Raw genomic sequence first — 19,120 nt, forward strand, 5'->3', positions numbered from 1 at the left:
AAATCCAACTGCATTTATACCGGTATTCTTTTGTAACAGTTCAGACAGGGGCAGGGAGGAGGACAAGGGGTTCCCGTAATGCACTGTATGGAAGAGATATGATTGGATTTGTACGGCACAGACGAACATGTATGTACGGTGGTGCCGTACAAATCCAGTCATGTGTCTTCCATCCTGTGTGTGAGGGAACCCCTTGTCCTCCTCCCTGCCCCTGTCTGAACTGTTGCATTCTTTTGTCTGCGGTAAAACGCCAACCGGGACATGAGCAATATGTAAATAATCCCATATTGCCCATGTCCCATCAAAACGGCATATGATATACCATTCCTTTATTTATTTTATAACACGAACCTTAAGCACTCCGTTGATCTTTGACAGCTTCTCTGCAACCTCGCTGTTATCGGAGGATTCTACATCCAGCACCGTATAGGCATAATCGCCGCGGCTCTTATTCATCATATCGGTAATATTGATGTTCATCGCTGAGAAAGCACCGGTAAACTGAGTCAGCATGTTTGGTATATTCCTGTGGCAGATGGCAACGCGGCCTGCGGTAGTGCAGATGCCTGCATCGCAGTTGGGGTAATTCACAGAGTTCTTGATATTACCGTTCTCCATGAAGTCCTTAAGCTGCTTCACAGCCATTACAGCACAATTATCCTCCGATTCCTCGGTAGAAGCGCCCAGATGAGGAATTGCAATTACTCCTTCCATTCCGGCGGTCTTCTCATTGGGGAAGTCGGTCACGTACCGGGCTACCTTTCCGGATTTCAAGGCGGTCTCCACATCCGCGTCATTTACCAGAAGATCTCTGGCAAAGTTAAGGAGGATCACCCCATCCTTCATCTTGCTGATGGAATCCGTGTTAATCATCTGCTTTGTATTCACGCTGGGATCCGTATCCTCGATCAACGGTGTGTGAACCGTGATGTAATCACATTCTCTGTAAATATCGTCCCTGGATTTCACATGAACAACTTCCCTGGAGAGATTCCATGCACTGTCAACGGAAATAAACGGGTCATAACCATATACCTTCATCCCAAGACGGTTGGCGGCATTGGCTACCAGGACACCGATCGCTCCAAGGCCGATTACGCCCAGCTTCTTTCCCTGGATTTCCTTTCCTGCGAACTTCGCCTTCTCCTTCTCAACCAGCTTGGCAACCCCAGGCTCCCCCTTCACTGACTGAATCCAGTTCACCCCGCCGATAATGTCACGGGAAGCCAGCATAAGACCCGCGATTACAAGCTCCTTTACTCCGTTGGCATTGGCTCCCGGAGTGTTGAATACCACGATACCCTCCTCGGCACATTTATCCAGGGGGATATTATTTACTCCGGCACCCGCCCTGGCAATCGCCTTCAGATTATCGCCAAACTCCATCTCGTGCATTGACGCGCTGCGAACCAGAATCATATCCGCGTCGTTTCTGTCCTCTACCTTTTCATATTGCTCTGTAAATATATTCAGGCCTATCTCGGCAATAGGATTAAGACAATTATACTTCATATCCTGCTCTCCAATCCGCACCGGCCCGGGCCGGCACCCTATATTCTATTCTGATGTGGGACTGATCTGATTAAGCATCCGCGGCCTGCGTCCGCACATTCACGCCGCGTTTATCATAATGGTTATGCCTGGGTATTCTCCGCCTCGAACTGCTTCATAAACTCAACCAGCTTCTCCACACCCTCGATGGGCATTGCATTGTAGATGCTGGCCCTCATTCCGCCCACGGTTCTGTGGCCCTTGAGATTCTCAAAGCCCGCCGCCTTCGCTTCCTTGACAAACTTGGCATCCAGCTCCTCATTGCCGGTAACAAAGGGCACATTCATCAGAGAACGGTCTTCCTTCACCACCGTACCCTTGAACATACTGCTCTGATCCAGGAAATCGTAGAGTATCGCCGCCTTCTTCTCGTTATACTCCTTCATGGCTTCCAGGCCGCCCCTGTTCTTAATCCACTTGAATACCTTCCCGCAGATATAGATACCATAAGCCGGAGGGGTATTATATAAGGATTTCTCTTCGGCATGAATCTTGTATTTCATCATGGTGGGAGTGCCGGGCAGGGTATCCTCCGTAATCAGATCCTCGCGTATGATCACAATAACCACACCCGCGGGGCCGATATTCTTCTGTACACCGCCGTAGATCACGCCGTACTTGGTAACATCCACCGGCTCGGATAAGAAGCAGGAGGATACATCCGCTACCAGGGTCTTGCCCTTGGTGTTGGGAAGCTTCTTAAATTTGGTGCCGTAGATGGTATTATTCTCACATATGTACACATAGTCCGCATTCTCAGAAATCGGAAGATCGGAGCAATCCGGAATATAGGAAAAGGTCTTATCTGCCGAGGAGGCAATGGCATTGGCCTGCCCGTAGATTTTTGCTTCCTGGTATGCTTTCTTCGCCCACTGTCCGGTAACAATATAGTCTGCCACCTTGTTCTTCATCAGGTTCATGGGTATCATGGCAAACTGTAAGGATGCCCCGCCCTGCAGGAAAAGTACTTTATAATTATCCGGAATGTTCATCAGTTCTCTCAAATCCTTCTCAGCTTCCTGGATAATTGCCTCATAAGCCTTTGATCTGTGGCTCATCTCCATTACCGACATTCCCGAGCCCCTGTAATCCAGCATCTCTTCCGCTGCTTCCTTGAGCACTTCTACCGGCAGCATAGCCGGCCCTGCTGAAAAATTATAAATTCTTCCCACTCTTTCATCCTCCTTAAAGCTTACATTTATTTTTTGATTTGAGCTACTTTAGATCCGAAACAGATTTCGATAGTTTACAGCTTTAGCTTAATAAAGTATTAAGCTTATTATAAAACCCTGTTATTTTTTTGTCAATTGTTTTATGGTAATAATAAATATTAGGCCACCTAATAAAGTCAGAGGGGCGCCGTTCCTGCGCCGTTCATCCTGGTTGCAGGAACATGCGCCCCTCACTTTCCCTCTAACAAACCATCTCTATTTCCGGTCCTTCAGATCCTCATCCGTAAATACATCCTCAATCGCCGCCCCCGGCGCTACCATGGGCCATACCTTATCATCACTGTTGATGATACACTCCACCAGCACCGGCTCATTCAGCTCCAGCACTTCCTTCAGAACAGTCTCAACCTCTTCCTTCTTCGTGATCCGGTAGGCCTTGGCTCCCATGGCTTCCGCCAGCTTGACAAAATCCACCTTGTCACTGAGATTCGTATTGGAATATCTCTGACCGTAGAACAGATCCTGCCATTGACGCACCATTCCCAATACCTTATTATTAAGTACAACCTGAATAATCGGTATATCATAACGGGTTGCCGTAGCCAGCTCGTTCATATTCATGCGGAAGCAGCCGTCTCCTGCAATATTGATTACCTTTTTATCCGGCACTCCCGCCTTGGCTCCGATGCTGGCTCCCAGACCATAGCCCATGGTTCCCAGACCGCCGGACGTGAGGAAGGTTCTGAGGCGTGTAAATTTGAAGTACTGCGCCGCCCACATCTGGTGCTGGCCTACCTCCGTGGCAATGACCGCATCGCCCCCAGTCAGCTCATATAATTTTTCCACAACATAGGGTCCGGTCAGGCCCTGGGGATTATACTTTAACGGGAACTTCTTCTGCAGCTCTGCGATATGCTCCAGCCATTCCTTATGATTCTGCTGCGTCAGCCTGGCGTTCAGAATCCGGAGCACCTCTCTGATGTCACCCACAACACTATGATAGGCAGGAACATTTTTATTAATCTCCGCGGGGTCAATATCAATATGCAGGATTTTAGCATTCTTAGCAAACCGTTTGGCATTGCCCGTCACCCGGTCTGAGAACCTGGCCCCGATAGCAATCAGCAGATCACATTCTGTCACGCCCAGATTGGCGGTTTTCGTTCCGTGCATGCCGATCATGCCCGTATAGCGGGAAGCCGTGCCGTCGAAGGCACCCTTTCCCATGAGAGTATCCGTAACAGGTGCATCCACCTTATCCACGAATTCCTTCACCTCATCATAGGCTTCGGAAATTACCGCTCCGCCTCCTACAAAGACAAAGGGCTTTTTGGAGCTTTGGATCATCTCCAGGGCATTGGCCAGATCCTCTTCCGTAATCTCATCCGTCTTCCTGAGAACCGGCTCCGGATCCTTCCTGTTGTATTCCGCCTTCTCCGAGGTTACATCCTTGGTGATGTCCACCAGCACCGGGCCGGGTCTTCCGGTTTTCGCAATCGTAAATGCCTTGCGGATGGTGTCCGCCAGATTGGCAACATCCTTTACAATATAATTATGCTTTGTGATGGGCATGGTAATACCGGCAATATCAATTTCCTGGAAAGAATCCCTTCCCAGAAGGTTGACGGCCACATTAGCCGTAATTGCAACCATCGGTATACTGTCCATATAGGCCGTTGCAATTCCTGTGACCAGATTCGTCGAACCGGGCCCGGAGGTGGCAAAACAGACGCCGACCTTACCGGTGGCTCTCGCATAACCGTCCGCCGCATGGGCGGCTCCCTGTTCATGAGAGGTAAGAATATGCCTGACTTCATGGCTATGCTTATATAATTCATCGTAAATATTTAATATCGTACCGCCGGGATATCCGAACACGGTATCAACACCCTGTTCCTTCAAACATTCGATAACGATTTGTGCACCTGTTAATTCCATAGCTTCCTCCGTTCCGCCAGCCGGCGGCAATGAAGCGAAGCCGCCTTCGGCAATTCAATTATTATATACTACTCAATGTTTTTTCGCCGCACCATTCTTCCCCGGTATCTCAAGAATCGCTCCGCGATTGCCGCTGGTTACCATCTCCACATAACGGGCGAGATATCCTGTTGTTATCTTAGGCTCCCTCGGCTGCCATGCGGCTCTTCTTGCCTCCAGCTCTTCCTCCGATATTCTGAAGTTCAGGGAGTTGGCATTAATATCAATGTCAATGATATCCCCCTCTTCCACAAGGGCAATATTGCCTCCTACCGCTGCTTCCGGAGATACATGCCCAATGCAGGCTCCTCTGGATGCGCCGGAAAAACGACCGTCCGTAATCAATGCCACGCTGGAACCCAGGCCCATGCCCATGATTGCACTGGTAGGATTGAGCATCTCCCGCATACCCGGTCCGCCCTTGGGACCCTCGTAGCGGATGACCACCACATCTTTGGCAACGATTTTTCCTCCCTTGATGGCATCAATGGCATCCTCTTCACAATCAAATACTCTGGCCGGACCGCTATGCTTTAACATCTCCGGAGCAACCGCCGAACGCTTTACCACGCCGGAATCCGGAGCCAGATTTCCCTTCAGAACTGCAATTCCGCCGACCTCGCTGTAAGGATTATCAATGGGGCGGATCACCTCCGGGTCAAGGTTTTTGCAGGATGCTATGTTCTCTCCCACCGTCCTGCCTGTTACGGTAATCAGTTCGGTATAAAGGAGTCCCTTCTTATTTAATTCATTCATTACCGCATAGACACCGCCGGCCTCATTCAGGTCTTCCATATAGGTATGGCCCGCCGGAGCCAGGTGACACAGATTTGGTGTTCTGGCGCTCACCTCATTGGCTATGTCAATGTTCAGTTCAAAGCCGGCTTCATGAGCAATTGCCGGCAGATGCAGCATGGTGTTGGTAGAGCAGCCAAGAGCCATATCAACCGTCAGCGCATTCATGAATGCCTTCTCCGTCATAATATCCCTGGGCTTAATGTCCTTCTCCAGCAATTCCATAATCTTCATGCCCGCATGTTTTGCCAGGCGGATTCGCTCAGAGTACACGGCGGGGATCGTTCCGTTCCCCTTCAGTCCCATTCCGATTACTTCCGTAAGGCAGTTCATGGAATTGGCGGTATACATGCCGGAACAGGAACCGCAGGTGGCACATGCCTTGTTCTCATACTCCTCCACCTCTTCCTCCGTCATGGTTCCTGCACTGTATGCGCCCACCGCTTCAAACAGGGAGGAAAGGCTGGTCTTGTTTCCCTTCACCCGGCCCGCCAGCATGGGACCGCCGCTGACAAATATGGTGGGGATATTCACTCTGGCTGCCGCCATCAAAAGTCCGGGGACATTCTTATCACAATTTGGCACCATAACCAGGGCGTCAAATTGATGGGCCATTGCCATCGCTTCGGTGGAATCGGCAATCAGATCCCTGGTTACCAGGGAATATTTCATTCCCTGGTGCCCCATGGCGATACCGTCACATACAGCGATTGCAGGGAATACAATCGGTGTTCCTCCGGCCATTGCCACGCCGAGCCGGACGGCGTCTACGATTTTATCCAGGTTCATATGACCGGGAACAATTTCATTATAAGAGCTCACGATACCGATCAGCGGCTTTCTCAGCTCCTCCCTGGTCATGCCCAGGGCATTAAACAATGACCGGTGGGGTGCCTGTGCCATTCCTGTTTTCACTGCGTCACTTCTCATCCTCATTACCACCTTTTCTTAATTAAAATTATATCTCACTTCGTGACCATTACGTGATTCATTTCCTTCGGCACGGAGCAGCTGTTTTGTTCATATTTATAAAAGTCTGTTAAAATTCTCGCGAAGTATTGTTTTCACGGTACTTCGGGGTAATACTGTATATATTAAAGGATTTCTTTTGAAAAATCAATGTCAAAATTCAAATAATTGTGGATTTTTTTCCACAAAGATTTATAAATATTCTCTCAATTTATGGCTTCCATTCCTCCGGCGAATATCAGGTTATAATAAGTAAAATTATGGGAATAATTTTAAAGAAATATTCTTACCATAATTTTGGCTTACCGAGATTCTGTGTTATGTAAAGTCTATGTAAAATTCACGTAAAATTTATCTTTTTTGATAACAGCAACGGCAAATTTCAAGCGAATTTTATGACATTTTAATGTAAATTATGATTGCTTATGTCATTTATTCGTGTTAAGATTTTTATGATTGTTATTGCGTACATTATGCTTTAAATCAAATCAAGTTACAGGAGGCTCTATTATGACAATAACTTTAGCTGAGTTTTTAAAGCAGCTGACATCCAATCCGGCCCTGTTTATCACCGTAATCCTTACTCTGGGAGTAATTCTGGTGAATGGCTGGACCGATGCACCGAATGCGATTGCGACCTGTGTATCGACAAGATCCATAAGTCCAAAAAGCGCCATAATCATGGCGGCTGTGTTTAACTTTCTCGGCGTATTTGTAATGACTCTGCTTAGCAATGCCGTAGCCATGACAATCTATAACATGGTTGATTTCGGCAATAACCCCAAGAATGCATTGATTGCTTTGTGCGCTGCGCTCTTTGCCATTGTGGTATGGGCGACTGCCGCCTGGGCTTTTGGTATTCCCACCAGTGAATCCCACGCTTTGATTGCAGGTATTTCAGGCGCTGCCATCGCAATTCAGGGCGGGCAGGGTATTAACGGAAGTGAATGGATCAAAGTAATCTACGGCCTGTTCATGTCCTCCATCCTTGGTTTTGGAATAGGCTATCTCGTGACTAAGCTGATCTCTTTTATCTGTAAGGGTATGGACCGCAGAAAGACAAATTCCTTTTTCTCTAAGGCTCAGGTCGCCGGTGGCGCTGCCATGGCTTTTATGCATGGAGCTCAGGACGGCCAGAAGTTCATGGGCGTATTCCTTCTGGGTGTGTTTCTTGCCAAGGGACAGGCTGATATTACGGAATTCAGTATTCCCATCTGGCTCATGGTGCTGTGTTCGGTCGTTATGGCTCTGGGTACTTCCATCGGCGGCTATAAGATCATTAAAACGGTGGGTATGGGTATGGTTAAGCTTGTTACATACCAGGGCTTTTCCGCTGACATTGCTGCCGCAGCCAGCCTCTTTACCGCTTCCGCGCTGGGTGTTCCCGTAAGTACCACCCATACCAAGACCACCGCAATTATGGGTGTCGGCGCTGCCAAGAGACTTTCCAGCGTCAATTGGGGAATCGTTAAGGAAATGACTGCCGCCTGGGTTTTAACCTTCCCGGGATGCGGATTGCTGGGATATCTGATGGCTTATCTGTTTATGAAAATATTTTAAATTAAATATTAAATAAGGAAGGAAATATATCAGCATGAAAAGAAAACATGAATATAATTATTTTGATGCCTTTGCCGGTCTCTCCAAATATTCCTATAAATTAGCCGAGAGCCTGCATTCCACATTATCCAATTTTGATCCCGCAAAATTTCCCGATCAGGTAAAAGCTGCCCATGAGATCGAGCACGGCGCCGACTTGGCAAAGCATGAGATCATGCACCATTTGGTGAAGGAATTTCTTCCGCCCATCGAGCGGGAGGATATCACCACCCTCACCCAGGAAATTGATGATGTGACCGACTCCGTTGAGGATGTGTTAATCTATGTTGATATGTTTAACATCCAGTCCATCCGTCCTGAGATTCTAAAGTTTACAAAGCTGATTGTTGACTGCTGCAAGGCCATGGATGAAGCCCTGGAGGAATTCAAGAACTTTAAGAGCCCTAAGAAGCTTCATGAGAAAACAATTGAAATCAACCGTCTGGAGGAAGACGCTGACGCTTTATATGTTGACTCTATGCGCAAGTTGTTCCAGACCTCCAAGGACCCCATTGAATTAATGTGCTGGACCGAGATATTTCACCGTATGGAGCGCTGCTGCGATAACTGCGAGGATGTGGCAGATGTGCTGGAGAGCATTGTGATGAAGAACTCCTAATCGGAGCCAGACTGATCAAAACAGGGAAGGACATAGTTCGATATGAATATCGAGAAACAAAAAGCATTTATCATACATGTCATTTATATTATTTTTCTCCTTGGAATTGTATATGTAGGGATTAAATACCTGCTGCCTTTATTGATGCCCTTTGTCATCGGTGTCATTCTTGCGCTGATTTTCCGCAAGCCCATTGATATGCTTAATAAGAAATTCCGCGTCAACCGCATCCTGATGTCCATTCTTATTCTGATTATTTTTTACGGGGTGCTGGGCGTTGTGGCCAGCATGATAGGCTTTAAGGCTTTCGGCTTCCTGAGCAATTTGTTTTACAGCCTTCCCTCCCTGTATGAAACCACGGTTCTTCCTGCGATACAACAGGCAACCGATGAAATAATCAGACGTTTTCCCGACATTGAGTTTTATCTCGAGGATATCTTAAATAATATCAGCAATTCCATTATTCAATTTTTAACCAATGCTTCTTCGGCTGTGGTAGGCTTCATTGCACGCTTTGCGGCTTCCCTGCCGAACCTGTTGATTAATCTTATCTTTACTATTGTTTCTTCCTTCTTCTTTACTATTGATTATCACAGAATTACCCGCTTCCTCATTCTCCAGATCAAGCCGGAGCGCAGGGAGATGATTCTCAAACTCAAGGACAACGGCATCGGAACCATCGGGAAATTTATACGTGCTTATGCTACCATCATCAGCATTACCTTCCTGGAGCTGTCCATCGGCTTTTGGATTCTGGGCATTGCGAACCCTTTTCTCTTCGGAGCTCTGGTTGCAATCATTGATGTAATGCCTATTCTGGGAACCGGAGCCGTATTGCTGCCCTGGGCCATTATTTCCCTGATCATCGGCAACACTAAGATCGGTGTCGGAATGCTGCTGCTCTATGTTGTTATCACCGCAGTCCGCCAGGCTATCGAGCCCCGTATTGTCGGACAGCAGATCGGCCTGCATCCCATTATTACCTTGATACTGATGTATGTAGGAGCCCAGCTCATGGGTGTCCTCGGCCTCTTCATTCTTCCCATCATCGCCACCATTATTGTTAAGCTGAATGACGATGGCAGCATACATTTTTTCAAAAAGACATAAATAATTCAGGCTGTTTTCGAAGAGAAGATCTTCTCCTCCAAAAACAGCCCTTTGTTATACATTGCCTGCAATGTATATTCTAATACATCTTATCTTTTCTCGTAAAGGTAGTACAATCGGTCTGGTCCGAATCCTTGGCATTCCTGGGTTCCACTTGAATCTTCTCTGCCGCGCAGTGGTCTCCGTTCATATGATATTCACAGGTATTTACAACGCATTTTATCCCTTCATTCGGTTTATCCATTTTTCTGACTGCCATAGTTTTCCTCCAACTTTCTAACGTATTTTATTTATTGCGGTATTAGTGTTTGCAGGAAAAATACAAATCATTCACCAAAATACTTTTATATCATTGGATGTTTTTTCTTTTTATATTGTTTACCAGGGAAATTGCATTGCTATTCCTTCCGCCATCATATCAGCCATCTCAAGGGCCTGCATCTCAATTTCATCATATCCGTTAATGCTTTCCTCATAATTTCCGGCCAGCATATTCTCTATATCGGATCTTAGTAATTCCAGGTGCTCATACAGCATCGCACTCCAGTCCTCTTCGCTCCAGTAGGGATTCATGCCGGCAAGAAGTCTCGCAATCTGATCCGCATTCTCATGCCATCTGCGGTCCGCATCCGCCACTGCGCCGTTATCTCCCGCCATTGCTGCCTGTACCAGCTCTCCGGCAATTCTGATATGCTCCGTAAAAAGCCTTTCAAATTCCTCTGCTGCCTCATCCCCATAGAAAGCAGCCAGGGCATTGGCAAAATCCACAGCATTCCGCAGAAGCCGCTGCAAGGTCTGTTCCGCATCGGGAAGCTGATGGATTGCCGCCATGAAGGTCATTCTCGTCCACTCCACATGCTGTTCCCAAAGCAGACGGAAATAATTCACCATATCCATCATATTTCCTTCCGCCTCATGATTCAGCCCATCTCTCTCCTGCCAGTCCGGGTCATTCATTCCATTGCGGCTGTCCATGCTGTCACGGTTATTTACATTATTACGGTTATCCATACTATTTCGGTCATTTATTCCGTTACGGTTATTCATGCTGTTGCTGTCGTTTACTCCACTACGGTTATTTACGCTGCCACGGTCATTTACCACATTACGATTATCCACACTGTTTCGGTCATTTACGTCATTACGGTTATCCACACTGTTTCGGTTATTTACGCTGTTTCGGTTATTTACGCTGTTTCGGTCATTTACTCCATTACGGTTATCCATGTTGTCCCGAGTATTCGTCCTGCTTCCATCATTCCTTCCGTCCTGACCGTTCCCTACGCCGGTATTTGCCGACGTTCCCGGAGCAACCGGATAAGCAGGATAGTTCTGGTAGCCGGGCCGTATTGTAATAACCTGCCCAATCATCAGATTACGGGGATCGATTCCGGGATTCAGATCCATGATCGAATCCACCGTGGTATTAAATATCTGGGCAAGCATCCACACCGTATCATATGGCCTGATTGTATATCTTATTGTACCATCCATGTCAGTACCATCACCTATAAGAAGTTCTATTTCAAAATATGATGCCAGCCTGGTCAATGTTCCGAAAGCAGGTCACATTCCTAATTCATCCATTTTATTCCTTTCTTCAACCGCCTATAACGGCCTAAAAAAGGTCTCCCAGGTAATATTCTTACCCGGCAGACCTTTCTGTTCTTATTTCTACATTCTATATCAAAATCCGATTATAGCTTACTTATTATTAATGTAATTGATCAGACCTTCCGCCTTAATAATCTTTTGCATGAATTCAGGAAATGCCTGACCCTGATACCGGGTTCCCTTTGTCCGGTCATAGATCATACCGCTGTCAAAATCAACCTCTACCTGGTCACCGGCCTCAATTTCCTTTGCAGCCTCAGGGCACTCTATGATGGGCAGACCGATATTGATGGCATTGCGGTAGAATATTCTTGCAAAGGTCTCGGCAATAACACAGCTGATTCCCGCAGCCTTTATGGCAATGGGTGCATGCTCCCTGGAGGAGCCGCAGCCGAAATTCTTGCTGGCGACCATAATATCTCCGGCTTTTACACGGTTTACAAAGTCCTTATCAATATCGATCATGCATTTTGCGGCAAGCTCCTTCGGATCGGAGGAATTCAGATACCGTGCAGGAATGATTACATCGGTATCAACATTATCGCCATATTTGTGTACTGTTCCAATCGCTTTCATTTTTGTCCCTCCATCCAATTATAATCCAAGCTCGGCAGGACCGGAGATCTTGCCGGTAACCGCACTGGCTGCCGCTACTGCCGGGCTTGCCAGATACACCTCGGAATCCACATGTCCCATACGCCCGACAAAGTTACGGTTCGTAGTGGCAACCGCCCGCTCGCCCGCTGCCAGTATTCCCATATGTCCGCCCAGGCAGGGTCCGCAGGTGGGTGTGCTGACTACCGCCCCGGCTTTGATAAAGGTAGCAAGCAGCCCTTCTTCCATCGCCTGAAGATAGATAGCCTGGGTTGCGGGGAAGATGATAACACGCATCCCGCGTGCAACCTTCCTGCCCTCCAAAACCTTAGCGGCAATCCGGAGATCATCAATCCGTCCGTTGGTGCAGGAGCCGATCACTACCTGGTCAACCTTCACCTCACCCACTTCATCAATGGTGCGTGTATTCTCAGGAAGATGGGGAAATGCAACCGTGGGCCTGAGGGATGAGAGATCAATCTCATACACCTCATCGTACTCGGCATTCTCATCCGCCTCATATATCTTATATTCTTTCTTGGAATGCTCCTTCATATACTCTATAGCCAGCTCATCCACAGGGAAGATACCGTTCTTTGCCCCGGCTTCAATGGCCATGTTCGCCATGGTGAAGCGGTCATCCATGGTAAGATTCTTTATTCCGTCTCCCACAAATTCCATGGACCTGTACAACGCCCCGTCCACACCGATTTTGCCGATAATATGAAGAATAACATCCTTTCCGCTGACCCAGGGAGCAGGCTTTCCCGTCAAAACAAATTTCATTGCGGAAGGAACCTTGAACCAGGCTTTGCCCGTCGCCATCCCAGCCGCCATATCCGTACTGCCGACGCCGGTGGAGAAGGCTCCGAGGGCTCCATAGGTACAGGTATGGGAGTCCGCTCCGATTACTGCGTCTCCGGCAACTACCAGTCCCTTCTCCGGAAGCAGGGCATGTTCAATTCCCATCTCACCGATTTCAAAGTAATTGGTAATATCCTGATCCATTGCAAATTCACGCATACATTTACAGTGCTCTGCTGATTTAATATCCTTATTGGGAGTAAAATGATCCGGAACAAGAGCAATCTTATCCTTATCAAATACCTTCTTATTCTTCATCTTCTCCATCTCACGGATGGCTACCGGCGTAGTAACGTCATTACCCAGAACCAGATCCAGATCCGCCTCGATCAACTGTCCTGCCGTCACCTGTTCCAGTCCCGCATGAGCAGCCAGTATCTTCTGCGTCATTGTCATGCCTTTGTTACAAGGTTCACTCATCGTTATATCCTCCTTCACTATCATCCTTATGTCCATGCCCTTTCCCCCGCAAATCGCCATGAAAGGGCTGGCATGAACCCGGTACCCCTTCCTTTATCTGTCCCATTTCTTCCAAACTTAAATCTCAGCAGCAATCAGGTCTCCCATTTCCTTCGTTCCCACCAGAGTCATTCCCTCCGACATGATATCTATGGTGCGGTACCCCTTCCTGAGAACCTCTTTCACCGCTGCTTCCACACGGTCCGCCTCCTTCTCCAGATCAAAGGAGTAGCGAAGCATCATGGCTGCAGATAATATGGTGGCAATGGGATTCGCCTTATTCTGCCCCGCAATATCCGGCGCCGATCCGTGACTCGGCTCGTACAGCCCCAGCCTGGTATCCCCAAGGCTGGCGGAGGCCAGCATACCGATGGAACCGGTGATCATACTGGCTTCATCGGAAAGAATGTCGCCGAACATATTCTCTGTCAGGATAACGTCAAACTGCCCCGGGTTTTTCACCAGCTGCATGGCGCAATTGTCCACCAGCATATCCGTGAGCTCCACCCCGGGATATTCCTTCGCCACCTCTTTGGTTACCTGCCTCCACAGTCTGGAGGAATCAAGGACATTGGCTTTATCCACGCTGCAAACCCTCCTGCTGCGCTTCATTGCTATCTCAAAGGCCCATTTTGCAATTCTTCTGATCTCATTTTCATCGTACACCAGGGTATCCGTCGCCTTACGAATCCCGTTCTCCTCCCGGGTATGACGTTCTCCAAAGTAAAGTCCTCCCGTCAGCTCCCTCATTACTACGAAATCAAAGCCCTTTCCTATTATCTCATCCTTCAGCGGACAGGCCCCCTTCAGCTCGTCATAAAGCACTGCCGGACGGATATTGGCAAACAGATTCAATCCCTTACGGATGGCCAGCAGCCCTGCTTCTGGCCGAAGGTGGGGAGGAATGCTATACCAGTTCGACTGCCCTACATTGCCGCCCACTGCGCCCAGAAGTACGCTGTCGCTTTTCTTTGCTGTCTCCAGGGCCTCCTCCGTCAGGGGAACCCCTGTTGCATCAATGGAGACTCCGCCCATCAGTACCTCCGTGTAAGCAAAGGCATGGCCGAACGCTTCACCGACCCGGTCCAGCACCTTCTTTGCTTCCGTAATAATCTCCGGCCCAATTCCATCACCGGGAATGACTGCGATATTATATTGCATCTCAACCTCCGTCTGCCGCTCTGGGTTACCGTACAGTCTGTGGATGCGGTGGGAGAGCTGCTCCCATAATGCACTGTATGGAATACATGTGATTGGATTTGTATGGCACAGACGAACATACTTGTACGGATGTGACATACAAATTCAGTCATGTGTCTTCCATCCTGTGTGTGAGGGAGCAGCTCTCCCACCGCATCCACAGACTGTACGGTAACCCACCGCAGCATGTGTTATCATAAATTTTCTATTGCCATTTTATCATGGTGTCTGGTATAATCATAATACATATTATTAATATCAGTTATAACCAATCGTTATATCATCAAAGGAGTGTTTGCAATGGAGCAAAATCTGTCCTTATATTATATCTTCAATTGTGTATCGGAAGCCGGGAATATCTCCAAGGCTGCAAAGCAGCTCTATATCAGCCAGCCGGCAGTCAGCAAATCCATCCAGAGCCTGGAGGATAATCTGGGTGTAACCCTGTTCGTACGCAGTTCCCGCGGTGTCAGGCTGACCGAAGAGGGGCAGCTTCTGTATGAATATACCAGAAGCGCCTTCGATATACTGAAGCAGGGAGAAACAAGCCTGAGACATGTTCATGATCTGGGGATCGGACAGCTGCGGATCGGTGCCAGCACCACCCTGTGCAAGCATCTTCTCCTTCCCTACTTGAACGGCTTTGTGAGAGAATATCCCCACATTAAGATCAATATTCATAACCAATCCTCCTCCCATACCATGAAGCTGCTGGAGAACGGTACTCTGGATGTGGGCCTCGTAGCCAATCCGGGCAATGACGCTTTTCTCTTCTACTCCCTTGGGCCTATTGAAGATATCTTTGTTGCTACCAAAAGCTATCTGGATAATCTGCTGCTTCGTGAAAACAGTGAGGACATCTTCTCCTGTGCCAATATTATGCTGCTGGACGGCGGAAATATCTCCAGAAAGCATATGGACGACTATTTCAAGTCGAATCATATTGAGCCGAAGCAGATACTGGAGGTCAGCACTATGGATCTCCTCATTGAATTTGCCAAAACCAGCCTGGGTGTTGCCTGCGTAATCAAGGAATTTGTTCAAAAGGAGCTGGAGGACGGCACTTTAATCCAGATCCCTCTAAGAATTCCTGTCAGCAAAAGAGAGGTCGGTTTTTCCTATCCCAGGAATGCCTTCCTCTCTGATTCAATGCTTAAATTTATAGATTATATCTCTGACGGTGTCCCTCCGGAATCACCTTCCAGCGTGCCCTCCTGATTCGGCTTTACCGTTGGTACCGGCGTATGAGTAGGAGGAGTGAGATATTCCGGCCGTTCTGTTACCAGATAATCGGCACTGACATAGCAAACCTCATCGTTATAAAGAAAGCTTGCCCAGCCATCCGCAATATCAACCACCCGGATGCGTTCCGTATGTACAAGAAATCCTACAATATCACTATCCTTGGAGGGCGCTGACCGGACATTCAATATTGCACCGTATGCTTTCAGCTTTACATACATTACCGTTGTCTGCCCAACATGAACCGTCGGGGGAGTGGGGGTTGCCTGGGTGTCATCTCCCGGAGCCTCCTCTGTCCCACTATCTTCCGGCGTTTCTTCTGATCCGGGCTCTTCCCCGGCTGTCGTATTCTCAGAATCAGTCACTTCGCCGCCGTTCTTTGGTATCGGTGTCGGAATAAAATCCGGCATCTCATCTTCCTTGTTGCTGCAGCCTGCCGCCATCATTACCGCTGCTGTCAATATAATAAATAGTATACTCTTTTTCATAGTCCACACTCCAACTGTTATCCATAAAATTTCTGCAGCCGATATGAGACCGCAGAGATAGTTCTGCTTGTGTACCCTCTATTATCATAGCATATTTGGCCCATTTTACAATCCTTATTTGCAAATAAAACCATATATTTGTACCAGATCTGACAATAATACCCCGGCTCTTTTAGCATTTTACGGATTTCGTATATGCTCCAAAGGCATTCGGAATACTGTATACCTCGTTGATCTCCGTCCGGTCCGCCCATATTATGGCATTCTCCCGGGTGTAGGCTTGGGGCAGCTCCTTCAGCAGGACATGATAGCCTGTCATATCCCATTCTACATGGGAGAAAATATGCTTTGCCTCCCCCATGCTGCCGATCTGCTCCGCATCCATTCCCTGGACGCTCAGATAATTCCTTACTTCCTCCCGGTTCATCCGCCGGGTAATTCCCGGCAGCTCCCACAGGCCGGCCAGTAGGCCCTTGGCAAGACGTTTTCGGATTGCATAACGGTCCTGATACTCCAGAAGGAGGATAGTTCGTTCCTCCCTGCGCCTCTCCTTCTTCTCCGGCTTTACCGGCAGCTGCATTTGGATGCCCTCGTGAAAGGCTCTGCACAAGTGCATTACAGGACAGGAATCGCAAAGCGGCTTTCCGTTGGGAAGACACACCGTTGCTCCAAGCTCCATCAGGGACTGATTGAAATTACCCGGATTGTCCCGGGGTATGATCTCCTTCATATCCTGCCAGAGCTCCTTCTTTACAGATGCCCTGGTGATATCATCAAAGCTTCCGGCAATCCGCTTCATCACCCGGAGAACATTGCCGTCCACGGCGGGCACCGGGATGCCAAAGGCGATGGAAGCAATGGCTCCCGCCGTATATTCCCCTACCCCCGGCAGAGCTAGCAGCTTCTCATAGCCGGCCGGCATCTCACCTCCATGCTCCTCCATTACCATAACCGCCGCTTTCTTCATATTCCTGACTCTATTGTAATAGCCCAGCCCCTCCCACAGCTTAAGCAGCCTGTCTTCGTCCGCATCCGCAAGTGCTTCGATCCCCGGCAATGCAGTAATAAACCGGTCAAAATATCCTTTTACCGCTTCCACCCTGGTCTGTTGGAGCATAATCTCAGACACCCAGACATAATACGGCCTGGGATTCTCCCTCCAGGCCAGAACTCTCGCATTATATTCAAACCAATGCAGCAGATAGGGGACAATTTCGCTATAGTCATATCTCATCATGTTCCTCCTTCATCATTTCAGAACCTTCGGAGTATAATCCTCCTTCCGTCTCAAGTATCTGCCACCTACTCATTTTAACCTATTTACTCCGTTGCATCAATTACTTTGATTCGTTAAATAATTCCTCTCATGACAAAGGGTTCGTCACAGTACAGATGCCCCCGCTTCTTTATCGATCAAAGCACTGGCCGTCGCATAGACCACCCGCAGCTCATGAGAATTACATAAAAGCAGCTTCCGCTGAAGCTTATTCAACATATCCATGTTCTTTTCTTCTGCAGGAAAGAATGCGTCATCAACCGAGAAGTTAAGTACAACCGCTATGCTGTGAAGAAGCTCCAGAGATGGCATTCTGCTTCCGGCTTCCAGCTGCTTGATATGGATAGGTGTCACCTCAAGTATCTCTGCCAGCTTTTCCTGGGTCAGCTTGTTTTCCAGTCGGGCATTTCGTATGGCAGCTCCAAATTCTCTTCGATTTATCATGATATACTATCCGCCTCCTTTTTAGTAATCTTAAAGAATACGATTGTACTTGAAAACTATCTTAAAGAATATTAAAATGTATTCATATAGAATACCTGTGCGGAGGATAATTTATACCTTGTTTCATATAGGCATTTAGTCACACTGTATTACCTGCCTCACACGAAAGAGAATGTCGCATATTACAAAAGGAAGCAAAGAATATGGAATTTGATTGCATAACACAAGCTGCCGCATCCCTTGGGATACTGCAGAAGCATTACGCTGTTACCCGTATCTGGGATCCCGAACATCGAAAAATATTGTATGATAGCGAGAACACAATCTCCTACGCAGATGTTCCCGCCCCAATCATAGGGCTTCACGAGGCATCTCTCTGCATCAGTGATAAAGAGGGTCTTCTGGAAATCATTACAAGCATACCGATTACGATCGGAGGCCGAACTTGTCTGCTTGAACTGATCCATTTCGGGAACAAAGCTCCTGACAGAGCTTCCCTTGAACACATGTACCGTCTGGCCATCACAGATGCCCTTACAAATCTGTATAACAGAAGATATATTGACGAACAGCTGCCCCTTGATTTGGAGCTTGCCTTCCAAAACAATGAGTCCGTATCCTTCATCTATGCGGATATTGACTATTTCAAACAGGTCAATGACCTTTACGGGCATCTGGCCGGTGATTATATTTTGAAAGAGATCGCCGGTCTGTTTCTGCGCCATGTAAGGGGAAGGGACGGCTGGGTGGCCCGCTATGGGGGTGATGAATTCCTGATCTGCCTTCCTGACCACGGGCGCATCAGCACGAATAAGCTTGCCATCCGCCTGCATCGCGCCGTAGCTGCCATTCATTTCCCCGTCAATGATACCTATGTACAGGTTACGTGCAGCTTCGGTGTTCAGACGATCAACCAAAACAGCGGCATCCATTCCGTCAATGATGTTATCGAAATGATGGATCAGAAACTCTATCTGGCAAAGAGAAAGGGGCGTAACAGAATCTCCACATGACAGGGTTGCCAGGAAATATCGCAGAATTATGCCAGAAGAAGGCCTGGAGCACAGGAACCTCTGTAATATGAGGAAACTCCTACGACCCCAGGCCTTTTTACAACCTGATCTTATAATACTATGGACCCTTTTCT

General features: G+C 47.9%; 17 protein-coding genes. 5 read left to right on the forward strand and 12 right to left on the reverse strand.

The genetic code is table 11. From position 1 onward, the window contains the following. Nucleotides 1–333 precede the first annotated feature (333 nt). The 4 genes from HNQ56_RS08385 to ilvD form a co-directional block, all read right to left on the reverse strand. Nucleotides 334–1,512: a phosphoglycerate dehydrogenase gene (locus HNQ56_RS08385; protein ID WP_429144597.1), complete on the reverse strand. Its 1,179-nt coding sequence runs from the start codon at nucleotides 1,510–1,512 to the stop codon at nucleotides 334–336. A gap of 122 nt (nucleotides 1,513–1,634) precedes the next feature. Further along, a complete protein-coding gene (serC, locus tag HNQ56_RS08390; protein ID WP_429144599.1) occupies nucleotides 1,635–2,723 on the reverse strand; it encodes a 3-phosphoserine/phosphohydroxythreonine transaminase in 1,089 nt (362 codons plus the stop codon). Nucleotides 2,724–2,978: 255 nt separating this feature from the next. Then, complete coding sequence (gene ilvB, locus HNQ56_RS08395; RefSeq protein WP_429144600.1) at nucleotides 2,979–4,661, reverse strand: biosynthetic-type acetolactate synthase large subunit; 1,683 nt, start codon at nucleotides 4,659–4,661, stop codon at nucleotides 2,979–2,981. Nucleotides 4,662–4,733: 72 nt separating this feature from the next. Beyond that, nucleotides 4,734–6,425, reverse strand: coding sequence for a dihydroxy-acid dehydratase (ilvD, locus tag HNQ56_RS08400; protein WP_429144601.1), 1,692 nt, complete (start codon nucleotides 6,423–6,425; stop codon nucleotides 4,734–4,736). A 549-nt stretch (nucleotides 6,426–6,974) separates the two neighbouring features. Between ilvD and HNQ56_RS08405 the strand changes: the two genes are divergently transcribed. From HNQ56_RS08405 to ytvI, 3 genes are read left to right on the forward strand one after another with little or no spacing between them, the layout of a single operon-like run. Continuing rightward, nucleotides 6,975–8,024, forward strand: coding sequence for an inorganic phosphate transporter (locus HNQ56_RS08405; protein ID WP_429144602.1), 1,050 nt, complete (start codon nucleotides 6,975–6,977; stop codon nucleotides 8,022–8,024). A 34-nt stretch (nucleotides 8,025–8,058) separates the two neighbouring features. After that, on the forward strand, nucleotides 8,059–8,682 hold the full coding sequence (locus HNQ56_RS08410) for a DUF47 domain-containing protein (protein WP_429144603.1): 624 nt from the start codon (nucleotides 8,059–8,061) through the stop codon (nucleotides 8,680–8,682). Between the two features lie 42 nt (nucleotides 8,683–8,724). Continuing rightward, on the forward strand, nucleotides 8,725–9,792 hold the full coding sequence (gene ytvI, locus HNQ56_RS08415; RefSeq protein ID WP_429144605.1) for a sporulation integral membrane protein YtvI: 1,068 nt from the start codon (nucleotides 8,725–8,727) through the stop codon (nucleotides 9,790–9,792). Nucleotides 9,793–9,871: 79 nt separating this feature from the next. Here the strand turns inward: ytvI and HNQ56_RS08420 are convergent, their stop codons facing one another. The 5 genes from HNQ56_RS08420 to leuB form a co-directional block, all read right to left on the reverse strand. Beyond that, nucleotides 9,872–10,051 (reverse strand): DUF1540 domain-containing protein, encoded by a 180-nt coding sequence (locus HNQ56_RS08420; RefSeq protein WP_429144607.1) that lies wholly within the window; start codon nucleotides 10,049–10,051, stop codon nucleotides 9,872–9,874. Nucleotides 10,052–10,170: 119 nt separating this feature from the next. Beyond that, nucleotides 10,171–11,286: a LysM peptidoglycan-binding domain-containing protein gene (locus tag HNQ56_RS08425; RefSeq protein ID WP_429144608.1), complete on the reverse strand. Its 1,116-nt coding sequence runs from the start codon at nucleotides 11,284–11,286 to the stop codon at nucleotides 10,171–10,173. A 210-nt stretch (nucleotides 11,287–11,496) separates the two neighbouring features. Further along, nucleotides 11,497–11,982 (reverse strand): 3-isopropylmalate dehydratase small subunit, encoded by a 486-nt coding sequence (gene leuD, locus HNQ56_RS08430; protein ID WP_429144610.1) that lies wholly within the window; start codon nucleotides 11,980–11,982, stop codon nucleotides 11,497–11,499. Nucleotides 11,983–12,000: 18 nt separating this feature from the next. Continuing rightward, complete coding sequence (gene leuC / locus HNQ56_RS08435) at nucleotides 12,001–13,284, reverse strand: 3-isopropylmalate dehydratase large subunit (protein WP_429144611.1); 1,284 nt, start codon at nucleotides 13,282–13,284, stop codon at nucleotides 12,001–12,003. A gap of 117 nt (nucleotides 13,285–13,401) precedes the next feature. Then, nucleotides 13,402–14,484 carry a 3-isopropylmalate dehydrogenase gene (gene leuB / locus HNQ56_RS08440; protein ID WP_429144613.1) on the reverse strand — a complete coding sequence of 361 codons (1,083 nt, stop codon included), beginning with the start codon at nucleotides 14,482–14,484 and terminating at the stop codon, nucleotides 13,402–13,404. 339 nt (nucleotides 14,485–14,823) lie between these two features. Here leuB and HNQ56_RS08445 point away from each other — a divergent pair, with 339 nt between their 5' ends. Next, nucleotides 14,824–15,741 carry a LysR family transcriptional regulator gene (locus HNQ56_RS08445; protein WP_429144615.1) on the forward strand — a complete coding sequence of 306 codons (918 nt, stop codon included), beginning with the start codon at nucleotides 14,824–14,826 and terminating at the stop codon, nucleotides 15,739–15,741. On the opposite strand, the gene HNQ56_RS08450 is transcribed toward HNQ56_RS08445, so the two are convergent. From HNQ56_RS08450 to HNQ56_RS08460, 3 genes are all read right to left on the reverse strand, one after another. Beyond that, nucleotides 15,690–16,253, reverse strand: coding sequence for an SH3 domain-containing protein (locus HNQ56_RS08450; RefSeq protein WP_429144617.1), 564 nt, complete (start codon nucleotides 16,251–16,253; stop codon nucleotides 15,690–15,692). The genes HNQ56_RS08445 and HNQ56_RS08450 overlap by 52 nt on opposite strands. Nucleotides 16,254–16,425: 172 nt before the next feature. Next, nucleotides 16,426–17,487 (reverse strand): A/G-specific adenine glycosylase, encoded by a 1,062-nt coding sequence (gene mutY, locus HNQ56_RS08455; RefSeq protein ID WP_429144619.1) that lies wholly within the window; start codon nucleotides 17,485–17,487, stop codon nucleotides 16,426–16,428. A 147-nt stretch (nucleotides 17,488–17,634) separates the two neighbouring features. After that, nucleotides 17,635–17,973 carry a helix-turn-helix domain-containing protein gene (locus HNQ56_RS08460; protein WP_429144621.1) on the reverse strand — a complete coding sequence of 113 codons (339 nt, stop codon included), beginning with the start codon at nucleotides 17,971–17,973 and terminating at the stop codon, nucleotides 17,635–17,637. A 203-nt stretch (nucleotides 17,974–18,176) separates the two neighbouring features. On the opposite strand from HNQ56_RS08460, the gene HNQ56_RS08465 reads away from it, so the two are divergent. Next, nucleotides 18,177–18,986 carry a GGDEF domain-containing protein gene (locus tag HNQ56_RS08465; protein WP_429144623.1) on the forward strand — a complete coding sequence of 270 codons (810 nt, stop codon included), beginning with the start codon at nucleotides 18,177–18,179 and terminating at the stop codon, nucleotides 18,984–18,986. The last annotated feature ends 134 nt before the right edge of the window (nucleotides 18,987–19,120 follow it).

This window comes from Anaerotaenia torta, assembly GCF_050433395.1.
Taxonomy (GTDB): Bacteria; Bacillota; Clostridia; order Lachnospirales; family Lachnospiraceae; genus Mobilitalea; species Mobilitalea torta.

Coding starts and splice junctions, on each gene's coding strand:
- HNQ56_RS08385 (WP_429144597.1), bottom strand. CDS start 1,512: ATGAAGTATAATTGTCTTAATCCTATTGCCGAGATAGGCCTGAATATA.
- ilvB (WP_429144600.1), bottom strand. CDS start 4,661: ATGGAATTAACAGGTGCACAAATCGTTATCGAATGTTTGAAGGAACAG.
- ilvD (WP_429144601.1), bottom strand. CDS start 6,425: ATGAGAAGTGACGCAGTGAAAACAGGAATGGCACAGGCACCCCACCGG.
- HNQ56_RS08405 (WP_429144602.1), top strand. CDS start 6,975: ATGACAATAACTTTAGCTGAGTTTTTAAAGCAGCTGACATCCAATCCG.
- HNQ56_RS08410 (WP_429144603.1), top strand. CDS start 8,059: ATGAAAAGAAAACATGAATATAATTATTTTGATGCCTTTGCCGGTCTC.
- ytvI (WP_429144605.1), top strand. CDS start 8,725: ATGAATATCGAGAAACAAAAAGCATTTATCATACATGTCATTTATATT.
- HNQ56_RS08420 (WP_429144607.1), bottom strand. CDS start 10,051: ATGGCAGTCAGAAAAATGGATAAACCGAATGAAGGGATAAAATGCGTT.
- HNQ56_RS08425 (WP_429144608.1), bottom strand. CDS start 11,286: ATGGATGGTACAATAAGATATACAATCAGGCCATATGATACGGTGTGG.
- leuD (WP_429144610.1), bottom strand. CDS start 11,982: ATGAAAGCGATTGGAACAGTACACAAATATGGCGATAATGTTGATACC.
- leuC (WP_429144611.1), bottom strand. CDS start 13,284: ATGAGTGAACCTTGTAACAAAGGCATGACAATGACGCAGAAGATACTG.
- leuB (WP_429144613.1), bottom strand. CDS start 14,484: ATGCAATATAATATCGCAGTCATTCCCGGTGATGGAATTGGGCCGGAG.
- HNQ56_RS08445 (WP_429144615.1), top strand. CDS start 14,824: ATGGAGCAAAATCTGTCCTTATATTATATCTTCAATTGTGTATCGGAA.
- HNQ56_RS08450 (WP_429144617.1), bottom strand. CDS start 16,253: ATGAAAAAGAGTATACTATTTATTATATTGACAGCAGCGGTAATGATG.
- mutY (WP_429144619.1), bottom strand. CDS start 17,487: ATGAGATATGACTATAGCGAAATTGTCCCCTATCTGCTGCATTGGTTT.
- HNQ56_RS08460 (WP_429144621.1), bottom strand. CDS start 17,973: ATGATAAATCGAAGAGAATTTGGAGCTGCCATACGAAATGCCCGACTG.
- HNQ56_RS08465 (WP_429144623.1), top strand. CDS start 18,177: ATGGAATTTGATTGCATAACACAAGCTGCCGCATCCCTTGGGATACTG.